Raw genomic sequence first — 15,204 nt, 5'->3', positions numbered from 1 at the left:
GTGCAGGCGCAGGGCGTCAAGTCAGCGTGAACCAGGCAGAACCGAGTAGCAGCAGTGCCATTGCCTGATTAAAACGCTGGATAGCTTTTGCCGAACCAAACCACCTCTTTGCTCCCTTTCCCAGCAATGCCCAAACACCCAGGCACGGCAGCGAGACCAGGAAGAACGCCAGCGACAGGCAGACAATTTGAAGTTGACGATTATCGCCGGATCCGGCAAATACGCCGACCACGGCAAATGCCATCATCCAGGTCTTGGGATTGACCAGTTGTAAGCCAGCGGCCGCCCATAATCCAAACCTTTGCTTGCCACCTTCATCAACATCGAAGGTCGTGACTGGTGCATGAAATATTTGCCAGGCCAAGTAACTAAGCCAAGCGATTCCGCACCATTGCATGAGCGATTGCACTCTGGGTAGCCCGGCAAGCGACTGACCAACACCGCTGCCTACTAACAACACAATCAATGCCGCGCTCGTGCAAGCTCCAAAAATAAATGGCAATGCGGCTTTGAAGCCGTACCTCGCGCTGTTGCTCAGCACCAAAATGTTTGTCGGCCCCGGCGTAATCGAGGCGACGAAAGCGAACAGTAAAAATGGCAGCAACGTGGGAAAGGTGGACAACATGGCAGCGGACTCCGTGAATGATCTCAGGAGCTGATGCTCACAAAGTCCGGGTCATGCGTCTGGAAGATTTGAGCAGCGCTTGCGGTACAACGCCGGCGTCAAGCCATAGGCCCGGACGAACCAGCGGCCCAGGTGGCTCTGATCGGCAAACCCCAGCTCCATCGCCACCGTCGCCGGTTGCTCGCCACGGGCAAGCATCCGTCGGGCGGTCGCCAGGCGCAATTGCACGAGGTAAGCGTGCGGTGCGATGCCATAGGCGGCCTTGAAGGCGCGGGTCAGGCGGAAGCGATCAACGCCCGTTGCTGCGGCCAGGTGGTCGAGGCCGATGTCGTATTGTGCGTTGGCGTGCAGGTACTCCCGCGCCTTCTGCGCCACCAGCGGCAGGCGCGGATCCTCGCCATAGCGGGCGCGCCAGTGCAGGTGACTGGTCAGGCGTTCGAGCAAACCGTCGAGGGCGGTCTGGCGGACGATTTTCAGCTCACCGTGATGCAGGGTTTGAAACGCCAGGCTGGTGGCATGGGCGAGTCGCGAGTCGCTGGCCAGGGTGTTGGCGAAACTCAGTTCACTGTTGTCGGGGGCATTGTCGAAGACTGCGCTGAGTTCACGTTTCAGCCACTGCGGGTCGAGGTACAGCATGCGGTAGGTGAAACCGTCTTCGGTCGGTGCTTCGCCGTCGTGGATGTCGCCCGGTTCGAGCAGAAACACCTTGCCCGGCGTGCTTTGATGCTTCGCCCGGCGGCAATTGAACTGCTGAACGCCTTGTTCGGTGACGCCCACCAGGTAGCTGTCATGCCAGTGCGGGTCGTAGGCATGGCCTTCGAAATGCGCACGCAGGGTCTCGATGCCGGTGTCGGCGTCCTGGGCCAGGTCGATCCAGTTGTGAGAAGTCATGCTGCACCTGCGAGACGGGTTACCGACTTATTTAACGCCGCACCAATGGGGATGACTAGAACGTTTGTGCAGGGATCAATTGAACAGTCCCGCGGCGATGTTGATCGAGAACCCCAGAATGGCCGTGTTGAACAGGAAACCGATCAGCGTCTGCGCCAGGACAATCTTGCGCAAGTCCCGGGTCGCCACGCCGACATCGGACGTCTGGACCGCCGCGCTGATGGTGAAAGAGAAATACAGGAAGTCCCAGTAGTTGGGCGTTGTCAGATTTTCAGCAAAACGCAGCGCAGGGTCTTTGCCGGCCCAGGTGTAGAACAGACGGGCGTAGTGCACACTGAAAATCACCCCGATCAGCAGCCATGAACCGATCACGGTCAATGCCGTAAAGCCGTAGTGCAACAGTTTGCGGGTGGTTTCCAGTTCTCTGCTGCCGGCCAGTTCAATGGCGATGGTCGCCAGGCTCGCAATCGCGGCGATGCTTACAATAAACAGCACCAACCCGGCGTTTTCGTCTTCGACCTCGGCAATGCGTTTCACATCCGGCGCTTTTGCGCGTGTAGTGAGCCAGAACATCAGGACCAGGTAAATCCAGACCCCGGCGTTCCAGCCGAAGAGGATTTTGCTGATGATCGAGTCGGACGGCGCCAGGATGCCCACGGCAATGCCAAGCGCGGCGGCAGAGGTGAGGCGAGGGTGGGTGCGGGCGAGGAAGAACATGGAGGCTCGATGCGTCAGGGCTTTGCAAACACCTTAGCCCAGCGCGTCCTGTTGTGACCATCAAGGTGAGATCGAATGTGAGCAAGCTTGTTCGCGATGGCGGCCTTAATCGCAGTAACAGATTTACACTCCCATCGAAATCACCCTTGCGAATGCCTTTTCATTCACCCACACCCGTTATCCCCTCAGTTAACAAAACATAACGTGGCGTCGATTGTCAGACCTTTCCAAACCCCGATAGGATAAGCCCAGCTTCCGAAGTGGCTCTAGATTGCGTATTTCAGGACTATGCTCCAGAAAAGGCAATCCAAAACAGCAGCCCTTACGGCGCCCAGAAAGGTTGAACGACCTAACAATAATAATGGGGGAAGGTCTATGAGTGAGCCTGTCATGGGTGTGGGTATCTGCCGCCCGCCGGCATTACGCAAATTCGCGTTGCTGGCTACAGCGCTCTCGCTGTTGGGCTGTGCCATGCTGTCGGCACCTGTGCTGGCCGCTGCTGCGCCAGCATCCGACATTGTCTATTCCGTTGAATCTGCCAAAGCCAGCAAAAGCCTGATGCTCGACGTCGTTCACGCCGGCAAGCGTCTGGTGGCGGTCGGTGATCGCGGGCACATTTTGTATTCCGATGACCAGGGCGCGACCTGGACCCAGGCCAAGGTGCCGACGCGGCAACTGCTGACGTCGGTGTATTTCGTCGACGACAAGCACGGTTGGGCCGTCGGCCATGATGCGCAGATCCTCGCGAGCGAGGACGGCGGCGTCACCTGGGCCAAGCAATTCGAAGACCTGAAACGCGAATCGCCGCTGCTCGACGTCTGGTTCCAGGACGTCAACAGCGGCTTTGCCGTAGGCGCTTACGGCGCGTTGTTGGCCACCACCGACGGCGGCAAGAACTGGGAAGATGTCAGCGATCGCCTCGACAACGAAGACCAGTACCACCTCAACGCCATCACCGCGGTCAAGGATTCCGGTCTGTTCATCGTCGGCGAGCAGGGCAGCATGTTCCGCTCCGCCGACTGGGGCCAGAGCTGGGAGAAGCTTGAAGGTCCCTATGAGGGCTCACTGTTTGGCGTGATCGGCACAGCTCAAGCCAATACGCTGCTGGCCTACGGACTGCGGGGCAATCTGTTTCGCTCCACCGATTTCGGTACCACCTGGGAGCCGATTGAGCTCCAGGCCGCTCGCGGCGCACTGGAATTCGGTCTGTCTGGTGCGACGCTGCTCGACGACGGTTCCATCGTGATCGTCGGCAACGGTGGCTCGGTGATCCGCAGCAACGACGACGGCGAAACCTTCAGCGTGTTCAACCGACCGGATCGCATTTCCGTTTCGGCAGTCACCGCAGCGGGCAACGGTAATCTGATCCTGGCAGGACAGGGTGGCGTTCGCGTCACTTCGCCAACCGGCGCCGGCGCAGAGAACGGAAAAAATGGGTCGTCCAAATGAGCCGGGCAAATAATAAGAAGGCGGGTCTATGACATCCTTGAGCACTCATCATCAAGACAAGGCGACGTTTCTCGAACGCCTGATTTTCAACAACCGTCCGGCAGTGATCTTCATCTGCCTGCTGGTCAGTATCTTCCTGTTCTGGCAAGCGACGCTGATCCGGCCGTCCACCAGTTTCGAAAAAATGATCCCGCTCGAGCATCCGTTCATTCAAAAGATGATGGAGCATCGCAACGATCTGGCGAACCTGGGCAACACGGTGCGCATCTCGGTGGAAGCCACTGATGGCGACATTTTCTCCAAGGAGTACATGGAGACTCTGCGTCAGATCAATGACGAGGTGTTCTACATTTCCGGTGTTGACCGTTCCGGTCTGAAGTCACTTTGGAGCCCCAGCGTACGCTGGACTGAAGTGACAGAGGAGGGCTTCGCCGGGGGCGAAGTAATTCCGCAGAGCTACAACGGCTCCCAGCAAAGCCTCGACCTGTTGCGCAACAACGTACTCAAGTCCGGCCAGGTCGGACGTCTGGTGGCCAACGACTTCAAGTCGAGCATTGTCGATATCCCGCTGTTGGAGTCCTACCCGGACCCACAGGACCAAGGCAAGTTGCTGGCGCTGGACTATCGCAAGTTCTCTCACGAACTCGAAGACAAGATCCGCAACAAGTTCGAAGCCCAGAACCCTAACGTGAAGATCCACATCGTCGGTTTCGCCAAGAAAGTCGGCGACCTGATCGATGGGCTGGTCATGGTGGTGATGTTCTTCGGCGTCGCCTTCGTCATCACGTTGGTCCTGCTCTACTGGTTCACCAACTGCATGCGCAGTACCGTGGCGGTGTTGAGCACCACGCTGGTGGCGGTGGTCTGGCAGCTCGGTTTGATGCATTTCTTTGGTTTCGGGCTCGATCCCTACTCGATGCTGGTGCCGTTCCTGATCTTCGCCATTGGTATTTCCCATGGTGTGCAGAAGATCAACGGTATCGCCTTGCAGTCCAGCGAGGCAGAAAACGCCTTGACTGCGGCGCGGCGCACGTTCCGTCAGCTGTTCCTGCCCGGCATGATTGCGATCCTTGCGGATGCGGTAGGTTTCATCACGCTGCTGATCATCGACATCGGCGTGATTCGTGAACTGGCCATCGGCGCGTCGATCGGCGTGGCGGTCATCGTGTTCACCAACCTGATCCTGCTGCCAGTGGCTATTTCCTACGTTGGCATCAGCAAACGCGCAGTCGAACGCAGCAAGAAAGACGCGCACCGCGAACACCCGTTCTGGCGCCTGCTGTCGAATTTTGCCAGCCCGAAAGTGGCGCCGGTGTCGATCATCCTGGCCTTGTTGGCCTTCAGCGGCGGCCTCTGGTACAGCCAGAACCTGAAAATCGGTGACCTGGACCAGGGCGCTCCGGAACTGCGTCCGGACTCGCGTTACAACAAGGACAACAACTTCATCATCAGCAATTACTCCACCAGTTCCGACGTGCTGGTGGTGATGGTCAAGACCAAGTCCGAAGGATGCTCGCGCTACGAGGCCATGGCGCCGATCGACGAGCTGATGTGGAAGATGCAGAACACCGAGGGCGTGCAGTCGGCGATCTCGCTGGTGACCGTGTCCAAGCAGATGATCAAGGGCATGAACGAAGGCAACCTGAAATGGGAAACCTTGTCGCGTAACCCGGACGTGCTGAACAACTCGATCGCTCGGGCTGATGGTTTGTACAACAACAGTTGCTCCCTGGCGCCGGTGCTGGTGTTCCTCAACGATCACAAGGCCGCCACGCTGGATCGCGCCGTGCATGCGGTGCAAGACTTCGCCAAGGAGAACAACAAGGAAGGCCTGGAATTCATCCTGGCGGCCGGTAACGCCGGGATCGAAGCGGCCACCAACGAGGTGATCAAGGAGTCCGAGCTGACCATCCTTATCCTGGTGTACATCTGCGTGGCGACCATGTGCATGATCACCTTCCGTTCCTGGGCCGCGACCTTGTGCATCGTGCTGCCGCTGGTACTGACTTCGGTACTCGGCAACGCCCTCATGGCCTTCATGGGCATCGGCGTGAAAGTCGCGACCTTGCCTGTCGTGGCGCTCGGGGTGGGGATTGGCGTGGACTACGGGATCTACATCTACAGCCGTCTGGAAAGCTTCCTGCGTGCAGGTCTGCCGTTGCAAGAGGCGTACTACCAGACGCTGAAATCCACCGGTAAAGCCGTGCTGTTCACCGGCCTGTGCCTGGCGATCGGCGTGTGCACCTGGATCTTCTCGGCCATCAAGTTCCAGGCCGACATGGGCCTGATGTTGACCTTCATGCTGCTCTGGAACATGTTCGGCGCGCTGTGGCTTTTGCCGGCGCTGGCACGCTTCCTGATCAAACCGGAGAAACTGGCGGGGCAGAAAGGCAACTCGCTGTTCGCTCACTGATTCCAGGCTGTAATAGAAAAGCCGCAACCTCAGGGTTGCGGCTTTTTTATGGGTGCCAAACGCGGATCAGCGTGGTTCCAAGGGTAGAAAGCTTTGCTCGGCCAAGGATTTAGTGATGAATCCATGATGTATTTCGATCTTTTGTTTCGGGTCCTTGGCCTTCGCCAAGGCCGATTCATAGGTTTCGTAGCGTTGTTCCCTGGTTTTCAAGTGTGCCTGGGTGTAGTTCGCCTTGGCATCGTTGGCCTTTGCATAGTGAAAATGACCATACCACCAGGGTTGGTTTTCACGGTTGAGCAAGACGTACTCCTGCACGAAATCCTTGCGCCCGGTTTTCAGCTGGACCCGTGCGCCAATGATTCGCGCGTAAAGTTGGTTGTGATGTTGCAGGTATTCCAATCCCTCGCTGGTGGGAGCCTGGTACAACGTCATGCGGGTGCGCAGTTCCGTTGCCTTGTTCTCCAGAACCCGGGCCTTGTCCCGCAGTTCGGTGAGAAGTGTGGCGTCTTTTTCGCCGGTTGACGGGGCGTGCTCATGGTTTTCCAGCTTGTCGGCGAAATGCATGAGCTTTTGCGCTTCACGTTGCAACTGCTCTTCGATTTCCTTGGGTGAGCTTGCACGTTGTGCGTAGCCCTCGATCTTCCTGACCTGCTCATCGACTTTCGCCAACGCTTTGCGGGCGTCGCCCTTGAGTTGCGGGTAGGGGCGGGAGGTGGCTTTGGGTTCCGGTGTTTTGGCTGCAACCATTTCGACCCAGACATCGGGCGAGTCTTCACGGAAAGACGTCAAGGGGCTGTCTTCCATAGGCCCTTTTATGTCAACGATTTCGCCGCCCTGATTGTCGGTGTTCGGGCGAACGTCGCCAATCAACATACCTTTGGACGTTTTGATCACCTTTTTCCGGCTGGCCGTGGAAGGCTTCCTGCCACCGGCTGTTCCTTTCGAAGTACCCGCTTCTTGCGTGGATGATTGCGCCTGTGCGGGTGACGACCTTTGAAGTTCATCGGCCAGGCGCTGCTCGGCATCGACGCGCAATTGCTCGATGATCTCGCGCAAGCGGTTGAATGCCGGCATATGTAACTCATCGGCGCTGAAGATTTCGATACTCCCCAGGGCGTCCTGCGCCTTGTTGTAGCGGTCGACCAGGTTGTCGAGCACAGCGATGCGGTCCGAGGATTCATAAACATGGGCAGACTGTAATTCCGCATGGGACCGGGACAGCATCACCAAGGGGTCGATGGCTGCTTCCAGGGCGGTGGTGGTGTCGCTCAGGAGTGTCTGGACGCTGAGGATTCGCAGGGTAATCAGTTGAAAAATCTTGACCCTTAGGGCTGTCAGCTCGTTTTCCGGTCGACCCTTGTTCAACTCTTCCAGCGCTTGCGCACCCAGCTGGGGGATCTGTTCAAGTTCTTGCAGCCGCTTGTCCACTTCTTCATAGGACTTGATCATGACTTCATTGATTTCGCTGGTTGTGCGTACAAAGTCGAGGTAGCGATCCCAGAGTCCTTCGTCCCCGGTAATCAGCGCCTCATAAAGTCGCCCTGCAGTGCTGAACTCAGAGGAGTTCGCGTTGGCGGCTTCACGATCATGGTCAGCCATGACAATCCGTTTACGTTCATTTTTGATGATGTTGCCCAGCAATACGCTGCGCATTTTTTCGTCGACAGGTAGGCCCGTCAAAGCGCTTTTTTCCTTGATGCCGGCGATTAGCGTTACGTAGCTTTGAGTCTGGATGTCCAGCTCCTGGACGTACCGCTGGCGGAAAGTGGAGCGCTCTTGCTCAGTGCTGGAAGGGCTCTTGAGTTTCAACTGTGCCAGGTTGTCGGCAATGTCGACGCGTCTTACCGTGCGATCCTGCTGATCGAGAAAGTCCTGAAACTGCTGCTCCAGCTCCCCGATTCGCTGTTGTTGTTGCTCGCGCAACGCATCAATTCTTTTCTTGCGGCCACCGCCGAGCAGTTTCAGCCCTTGGTCCAGGGTCCATCTGCCTTGGCCATCGGACTTCAGTTTGAAACCGGGATGATCAGGATGTTCAGGGTGTACCAGATAGACCTCGCCAAATCCCGGTACGGTGCTCACGCGAAAAAACAGGGCTGCGACGGTGGCGTGCCATTTGTCGTTGATTCGGTACAGCCCTTTGAATGGGCCGGAGGCAATCGGGTCTGGCAGCTTAGCCGGCCACGGAACCCGCACGGCCTTGAGTTTTTCGAACAATCGGGCCGAGGCTGAATCGCGAGCGGTAGACAGGTTGAAGTCCAGCAGGGTGTTGCCACTGCCCGGTGGCTCGGAGGGTAATCCCGGCGAAGCCTCGGTGATTTCAGCCCTGGTTGTATCGAAGGGGTGCGCGGTGGGCTGACGCAATGGGGCCAACACCTGCGCAAACTCTGGGGCAGCGTTGGGGGGGAGTGCGTTGGGGCTGGCTTCGCGAAGTGGCGCATGCAGCAGTAACAGCCCAATGTTAAGCAACACATCGACCCAGGCTTGCTCCCGCGACATGGCGTCATTGCTGTCCAGCGCTGGCAGGTCCTGGATCAGGCTATGGGTAATTTGCAGCATCCAGCCCACCAGCATGGCGGGGCCGCGCGCCAGGGGTAAAAGCAGGTTGTTGAACAGCAGCCAGCCACCTTCGAGGATGATCGCCCAGCGGCTCTCGGCATTGGACACCGATTGCCGGTCAGCCAGTTCGACCAATGCACGGGCATTACTATCGAACAGTTGCATTAGCAACCGACCGTGTTCCAGCGCCGCGATCCAGTCGGCGGCGGCTTCGTTGCCTGCCAGAATCGCCGGTTTCGGCTTTTGAAGTGGTACGAAATCATCGCCAACGTGGAAGTGAATAATGTGTGGTTCGTTGAGTCCGTTGTTGTCGTAGACAGGTCGTGCACGGTCCGTCAGCCACGTCAGTACGCTGCTCTGCAATTGACCCGGTTGCGCAATGGCGCGCCACAGGGCCTGGCGGGTCGGGAATTGCTGGAGCGCCGGAACATACAGCGGCCGGTAGAGGATGTGCGGACCATCGGCGCGCAGATCACGGGGCTCGATGATGAACATGTTGCTGACCACGTCGCATTCGGCCTGTGGCTTTCTTTGGAAAGCCAGGGGGCGCAGGACAACTTCCTGCTCGTCCACGAATCGCTCAGCCGTGGTGCCGTGCATCAACGCTTCGACGTAGCGATAGCCCTGACGAGTGAAGCCTTGTTCAGCCTTGATCGCCTGTTCCAGGGCCAACATCGGCAAGTGAACGGCAAGCTCCAGGCCGAACAGTCGCTGGCGTTCCCGCGCTTGCGGGGTGTCGTCAAGCAATTGGGCCTGAATTAACTCAGGGTACTGTTTGCCGATATTCACCCGGTTGACCAAATCCAACAGATAAGCCTCGGTGACCCAGTCTTGAATCACCAGGCCTGCGGTGTGACGGATGGTTATTCGGCCATTGGGTCTACTGGCCAGGTTATTGATTGCCAGTTGGGTCAACGACATTTTGGTCCGGTGAATATAACCGCTGCCCAAGTCGCCGACGGGTACATGGAAGGTGAGCTCCAGCTGATCGGCGTCATAGTCGGGGGCGGTGGGTCGATCTTCGCTCATCTGCTGACGCAGGGCTTTTTTGGCGAAGGTATGAAGGTCGTCGATACCCGTCTGAAACGAGCGGCCTGCCGCCTGTTGCTTGAGGCTTGCGAGGGCCAGCACCTGTTTGCGATAGGCCATGCGGTCGGTAGCTTCGGCCTTTTGCAACCACTGGGGAATCGTTTCCTGTATCAGGGGAAGGTGAGTGAGGTCTGTTCCAATGCTCGCCTGGGCGCCAATGAATCGCGTGGCCGGATCGGTGATGGCCTCGTAGCGTTTTTCCAGGTCGTCCAGGCTAGTGCGTGCCGGCAGCGTCAGCGCGGCCAGGTCTTCGAGCTGTTGGTTCAGCAGCAGGGCTGCCTGGGTGTCGAAAAGGTTGCCGTCAGGTTCGTAACGTTTCCAGGCAATGGCATCGGCCATCAGGCCCGGTTCAAACCGTGCGCACCAGGCCCGCCCGAACGCCTCAAGGGACGGAAATGATTCGATGTCACCGGACACGCTGCACAGCAGACGGGTTTCACCGCAGATCAGCAAAATGTCAGGACTTTGCAGGCTGACCGACAGCTGATCTTTGCTCAACGTGGTTTCGATGAAGCAGGCGTGGATCCTGCCTTTGGACCCGGGAGCCTCAAGGCGCTGCTGTTTATCGGGGTTGTTGCAGAGCTCGGTGAGGAGGTCGGCTTGCAGGCTGTTGGTTGACGAGTGGCGAACAGAGGAGGTTTTCAGCACGCCGGCCAGCAAATCAGCAATCCATTGCCAGCGACTGACGCTATTGTCGGTCGCTGCGTTCCAATAGGCACTGAGGTCTTCCTGGAAGCCGATATGAACAGTGGCAGTCAATTCAGCCATGATGCCCGCGATAATTTGCATATCAGGTTCACGACGGCGGGTGCTATCGACCGACAGGCGCACGGGCGCTTTGTTGGTTAGAAAACACTGGCGACCGTACTGTTCGTCCAGCCGCGGTGCAGTGCCGCTCGCCAGGTAGTTGAGCGCCACGTCGAGCAACAGGGTGAGCGTCCAGCCGCCCCCGGAGAACGGCTGTGCGAGACGAGTGCGCTCGGGATCGAAATCCAGTGACGGATATTTTTCCAGTAGGCTGCTCTGGAGCAGGCGGGCGGTTACCGAGCGTAAGGTCGGACGAGTGCCAAACTGTGCACTGACCGCGCGGGCTGTGACGTCGGTATACGCCGTGGTGTCCGGCGATGGAGCTGTAGGCATGATGCAATCCTTTGCATGATTGGAATCATGAGCCTACGGGACAGGCGATTGCCGGGTGCGGTAGCCGCATACCGCACCCTCATTGGTTGAACAGGGTCGTGCCCCTGACTGCTGATTACTCGGGATCAGCGCCCAACACCGCATTCAACGCACTCCGCGCATCATCCAGCTGCACCAGCGTCGCATGCCGCGCACCCAGCGCATCCCGGTTCTCGATCGCCGTCAGAATCGCCTTGTGCCGGGGCAATGCCAATTCATGCAGATTCGGTCGCTGGTTGGAATGCTTCAAGGCTTCGGCAATCGCCACCGATAGCATGTTGCACAGGTTGGCCAGCAAGTCGTTATGGGTCGCATCGGCAATCCGGCTATGGAAATCCAGGTCCGGTTGCAGCAGCGCTTCCGGTGTCGGCGCCGCTTCCATGCGTTGGTAGGCTTCACCGATGGAGGCGATGTCCGCGTCCGTGGCGAACTGTGCGGCGAGGGCGGCCGCGGCGGGTTCGATGATGCTGCGTACGCTGGTCAGCAGGTCGAAGAATTCATTTTGCGGGCTGCTTTGCATCAGCCAGTGCAGCACATCCGGATCGAGCATGTGCCATTCCTTGCGCTGCTTGACCACCGTGCCCACGCGCGGACGGGAATACACCAGGCCCTTGGCGACCAAAACCCGGGTGGCTTCGCGCAGGACTGGGCGACTGACCGCGTACTCTTCGCATAACAAGGCTTCGGCAGGCAGTTTGTCGCACGGCTTGAAGCGTCCGGAAACGATCTGCATGCCCAGTTCCTGGACGATGCGCGAGTGCATGCTTTTTCGGTCGGAGGGTTTGCGGTAATCCATGGGGAGCGGCGCGATCCTGTGGGGTGGGGTGCCGCGCATGATAACAGGCGCGCGGTGATCGTTCCCACGCTCTGCGTGGGAATGCATCAAGGGACGCTCTGCGTCCCACGCGGGAAGTGACGCGGAGCGTCACGGGCTGCATTCCCACGCAGAGCGTGGGAACGATCAACGGAAGGTGTTAGTGGGAGTGGCGCGGTACTTCAGAGCCACGGCAGCCGACCAGGAAGTCGAAATCGCACCCCTGATCCGCCTGCAACACATGATCGATGTACAGCTGACGATAACCCCCCACGATCAGTTGCTGCGGCGGTTGCAGATCGGCCATGCGCGCCGCAAGTTCGGCGTCGGGAATGTCCAGGTGCAGACGACCGTTTGCGCAATCGAGTTCGATCCAGTCACCTTCTTTCACTGTCGCCAAAGGTCCGCCAGCGGCCGCTTCCGGGGCGACGTGCAGAACGACAGTGCCGTACGCCGTGCCGCTCATGCGCGCATCGGAAATGCGCACCATGTCCGTCACACCCTGGGCCAGCAACTTGGCCGGCAAGCCCATGTTGCCGACTTCGGCCATGCCCGGATAACCCTTTGGACCGCAGTTCTTCATCACCAGAATCGAGTTGGCATCCACCTCAAGCTCCGGATCGTTGATCCGCGCCTTGTACATGTCGAAGTTCTCGAACACCACCGCACGCCCGCGATGTTGCATTAGTTCAGCACTGGCGGCGGAAGGCTTGAGCACCGCACCCAGTGGTGCGAGGTTGCCGCGCAACACACAAATGCCGCCGTCGGCACGGATCGGGTTGTCGAGGGTGCGGATCACTTCGTCCTGCCCATAGATCGGCGCGTCCTTGGTGTTCTCGCCAAGGGTCTTGCCGTTGACGGTCAAGGCATTCGGATGCGGAATCAGGTTGGCCTCACCCAGACGACGCAGCACCGCTGGCAGGCCGCCAGCGTAGTAAAACTCTTCCATCAGGAAACGCCCGGACGGTTGCAGGTCGACGATGGTCGGCATACCTCGACCGATGCGGGTCCAGTCATCCAGATCCAGCTCGACACCGATGCGCCCGGCAATGGCTTTCAAATGGATCACGGCGTTGGTCGAACCACCAATGGCAGCGTTCACGCGAATGGCGTTTTCGAAGGCTTCTTTGGTGAGGATTTTCGACAGCTTCAAGTCTTCGCGAACCATCTCCACCGCGCGCATGCCGGACATGTGCGCCAGCACATAACGACGCGCATCGACCGCTGGAATCGCCGCGTTGTGGGGCAGGGAAGTGCCCAGTGCTTCGGCCATGCAGGCCATGGTCGACGCGGTGCCCATGGTGTTGCACGTGCCGGCCGAACGGGACATGCCACCTTCGGCCGCAAGGAAATCGTCAATAGTGATGGTGCCCGCTTTTACTTGTTCGCTGAGCTGCCAGACCACGGTGCCCGAGCCGATGTCCTGGCCCTTGTGTTTGCCGTTGAGCATCGGCCCGCCGGTGACGACGATCGCCGGCACGTCGCAACTGGCCGCGCCCATCAATAACGCCGGGGTGGTTTTGTCGCAGCCGGTCAGCAGCACGACACCGTCAATCGGGTTGCCGCGAATCGCTTCTTCGACGTCCATGCTCGCCAGGTTGCGGGTGAGCATGGCGGTCGGACGAAGGTTCGATTCGCCGTTGGAGAACACCGGGAATTCCACGGGAAAGCCCCCAGCTTCGATCACCCCACGTTTGACGTGCTCCGCAATCTGGCGGAAATGCGCGTTGCACGGGGTCAGTTCCGACCAGGTGTTGCAGATGCCGATGATCGGCTTGCCATGGAACTGGTGGTCAGCGATGCCCTGATTCTTCATCCAGCTGCGGTACATGAAGCCGTTCTTGTCGGCAGTGCCAAACCATTGGGCGGAGCGCAGGGTGGGTTTCTTATCAGTCATGATCGGTTCTCTTATTGTATGACTATATTGTTCGAGCTGAGGCGTAACATAAGCGCAAATTCGCCTGTTTGGAAGTGTTGTTGCGTAAATAGTATTACTATATAGTCCAGTTCAACGGAGGGATTGCCCTGGCGGTTTTCCGCGAGAGGCGTCCCCCGAGGTTCTATAACAACAACAATCGGAGACCGATCTCATGAGCCAGGAACTGCGGCTTATTCGTCGCATCACGCTAAAACTCATTCCTTTCCTGATCCTGCTGTACCTGATCGCCTATGTGGATCGCTCTGCCGTAGGCTTCGCCAAGCTGCACATGGGCGCCGACCTCGGCATCGGTGACGCCGCTTACGGGCTGGGTGCCGGGCTGTTTTTCATTGGCTATTTCCTGCTGGAAATCCCCAGCAACCTGATGCTCGAACGCTTCGGCGCACGGCGCTGGTTCGCGCGGATCATGGTCACTTGGGGCGCCATCACCATCGGTATGGCCTTCGTCCAGGGGCCGCACAGTTTCTATGTGATGCGCTTTCTGCTCGGTGCGGCGGAAGCCGGGTTCTTCCCGGGCGTTCTCTACTACATCACCCAGTGGTTCCCGGTGCGCCATCGCGGCAAGATCCTCGGGCTGTTCATCCTGTCGCAACCCATCGCCATGTTGATCACCGGCCCGGTGTCCGGGGGGCTGCTCGGCATGGACGGGATTCTTGGCCTGCATGGCTGGCAGTGGCTGTTCATCGTCATCGGTGCTCCGGCGATCCTGTTGACCTGGCCAGTGCTGCGTTGGCTGCCGGACGGTCCGAAACAGGTGAAGTGGATGGACCAGGCTGAAAAGGACTGGCTGACTGGCGAACTGAAAAAGGATCTTGAAGAATACGGGCAGACTCGCCACGGCAATCCGTTGCACGCCCTCAAGGACAAACGCGTGTTGCTGCTGGCTTTGTTCTATCTGCCGGTGACGCTGAGCATCTACGGCCTGGGCTTGTGGCTGCCGACCTTGATCAAGCAGTTCGGTGGTACGGATCTGGTGACCGGTTTCGTGTCGTCGGTGCCGTACATCTTCGGGATCATCGGGTTGCTGATCATTCCGCGCAGTTCCGACCGCTTGAATGATCGCTACGGCCACTTGGCGGTGCTTTACGTGTTGGGTGCCATCGGCCTGTTCCTCAGCGCCTGGCTGACGGTGCCGGTGCTGCAACTGGCGGCGTTATGCCTGGTGGCCTTCTCGCTGTTTTCCTGCACCGCGGTGTTCTGGACTTTGCCGGGCCGCTTCTTTGCCGGCGCCAGTGCGGCGGCCGGAATCGCGTTGATCAATTCGGTGGGCAACCTCGGCGGCTACATCGGTCCGTTCGTGATCGGCGCGCTCAAGGAATACACCGGCAACCTGGCTTCGGGTCTGTATTTCCTGTCGGGTGTGATGGTGTTCGGGTTGGTGTTGACCGGTGTGGTTTATCGCCTGCTGGAACGCAAGCACGTGCTGCCGGCCGATCAGTTCGCCGCCAGTGCGCGTGGGGCTACCCGCACCTGACCCACATATTGTGATGACCACCATCCCTGTGGGAGCGGGCTTGCCCGCGATAGCAATC

The 15,204-nt window shown here is 58.8% G+C and carries 9 protein-coding genes; 3 read left to right on the top strand and 6 right to left on the bottom strand.

Annotated features, from left to right (window positions below; translation table 11 throughout):
• Positions 1-16 precede the first annotated feature (16 nt).
• The 3 genes from BLW70_RS20100 to BLW70_RS20090 all read right to left on the bottom strand — a co-directional run bounded on the left by BLW70_RS20100 (position 17) and on the right by BLW70_RS20090 (position 2,233).
• Positions 17-625, bottom strand: a complete 609-nt coding sequence (locus BLW70_RS20100) for a LysE family translocator (protein WP_074876899.1) — start codon at positions 623-625, stop codon at positions 17-19.
• Positions 626-676: 51 nt separating this feature from the next.
• Positions 677-1,516, bottom strand: a complete 840-nt coding sequence (locus tag BLW70_RS20095) for an AraC family transcriptional regulator (protein ID WP_074876897.1) — start codon at positions 1,514-1,516, stop codon at positions 677-679.
• A 75-nt stretch (positions 1,517-1,591) separates the two neighbouring features.
• Positions 1,592-2,233: a DUF1345 domain-containing protein gene (locus BLW70_RS20090; protein WP_074876896.1), complete on the bottom strand. Its 642-nt coding sequence runs from the start codon at positions 2,231-2,233 to the stop codon at positions 1,592-1,594.
• Positions 2,234-2,608: 375 nt separating this feature from the next.
• Here BLW70_RS20090 and BLW70_RS20085 point away from each other — a divergent pair, with 375 nt between their 5' ends.
• Both BLW70_RS20085 and BLW70_RS20080 read left to right on the top strand, forming a co-directional pair.
• The gene (locus BLW70_RS20085; protein WP_074876894.1) at positions 2,609-3,682 is read left to right on the top strand and encodes a WD40/YVTN/BNR-like repeat-containing protein; all 1,074 of its coding nucleotides are present in this window, start codon (positions 2,609-2,611) and stop codon (positions 3,680-3,682) included.
• Positions 3,683-3,710: 28 nt separating this feature from the next.
• Complete coding sequence (locus BLW70_RS20080; protein WP_074876892.1) at positions 3,711-6,095, top strand: efflux RND transporter permease subunit; 2,385 nt, start codon at positions 3,711-3,713, stop codon at positions 6,093-6,095.
• Positions 6,096-6,161: 66 nt separating this feature from the next.
• Here BLW70_RS20080 and BLW70_RS20075 read toward each other — a convergent pair whose 3' ends face one another.
• The 3 genes from BLW70_RS20075 to BLW70_RS20065 all read right to left on the bottom strand — a co-directional run bounded on the left by BLW70_RS20075 (position 6,162) and on the right by BLW70_RS20065 (position 13,630).
• Positions 6,162-10,880, bottom strand: coding sequence for a dermonecrotic toxin domain-containing protein (locus BLW70_RS20075; protein ID WP_074876890.1), 4,719 nt, complete (start codon positions 10,878-10,880; stop codon positions 6,162-6,164).
• Between the two features lie 115 nt (positions 10,881-10,995).
• A complete protein-coding gene (locus BLW70_RS20070; RefSeq protein ID WP_156886757.1) occupies positions 10,996-11,715 on the bottom strand; it encodes a FadR/GntR family transcriptional regulator in 720 nt (239 codons plus the stop codon).
• Between the two features lie 178 nt (positions 11,716-11,893).
• Complete coding sequence (locus tag BLW70_RS20065; protein WP_074876886.1) at positions 11,894-13,630, bottom strand: IlvD/Edd family dehydratase; 1,737 nt, start codon at positions 13,628-13,630, stop codon at positions 11,894-11,896.
• A 193-nt stretch (positions 13,631-13,823) separates the two neighbouring features.
• Here BLW70_RS20065 and BLW70_RS20060 point away from each other — a divergent pair, with 193 nt between their 5' ends.
• Positions 13,824-15,146: an MFS transporter gene (locus BLW70_RS20060; protein WP_074876884.1), complete on the top strand. Its 1,323-nt coding sequence runs from the start codon at positions 13,824-13,826 to the stop codon at positions 15,144-15,146.
• Positions 15,147-15,204 lie beyond the last annotated feature (58 nt).

The organism is Pseudomonas frederiksbergensis (assembly GCF_900105495.1).
Lineage (GTDB): Bacteria > Pseudomonadota > Gammaproteobacteria > Pseudomonadales > Pseudomonadaceae > Aquipseudomonas > Aquipseudomonas frederiksbergensis.
Note: the sequence above shows the minus strand (reverse complement) of the source record. Positions and strands in the feature narration are given on the sequence as shown.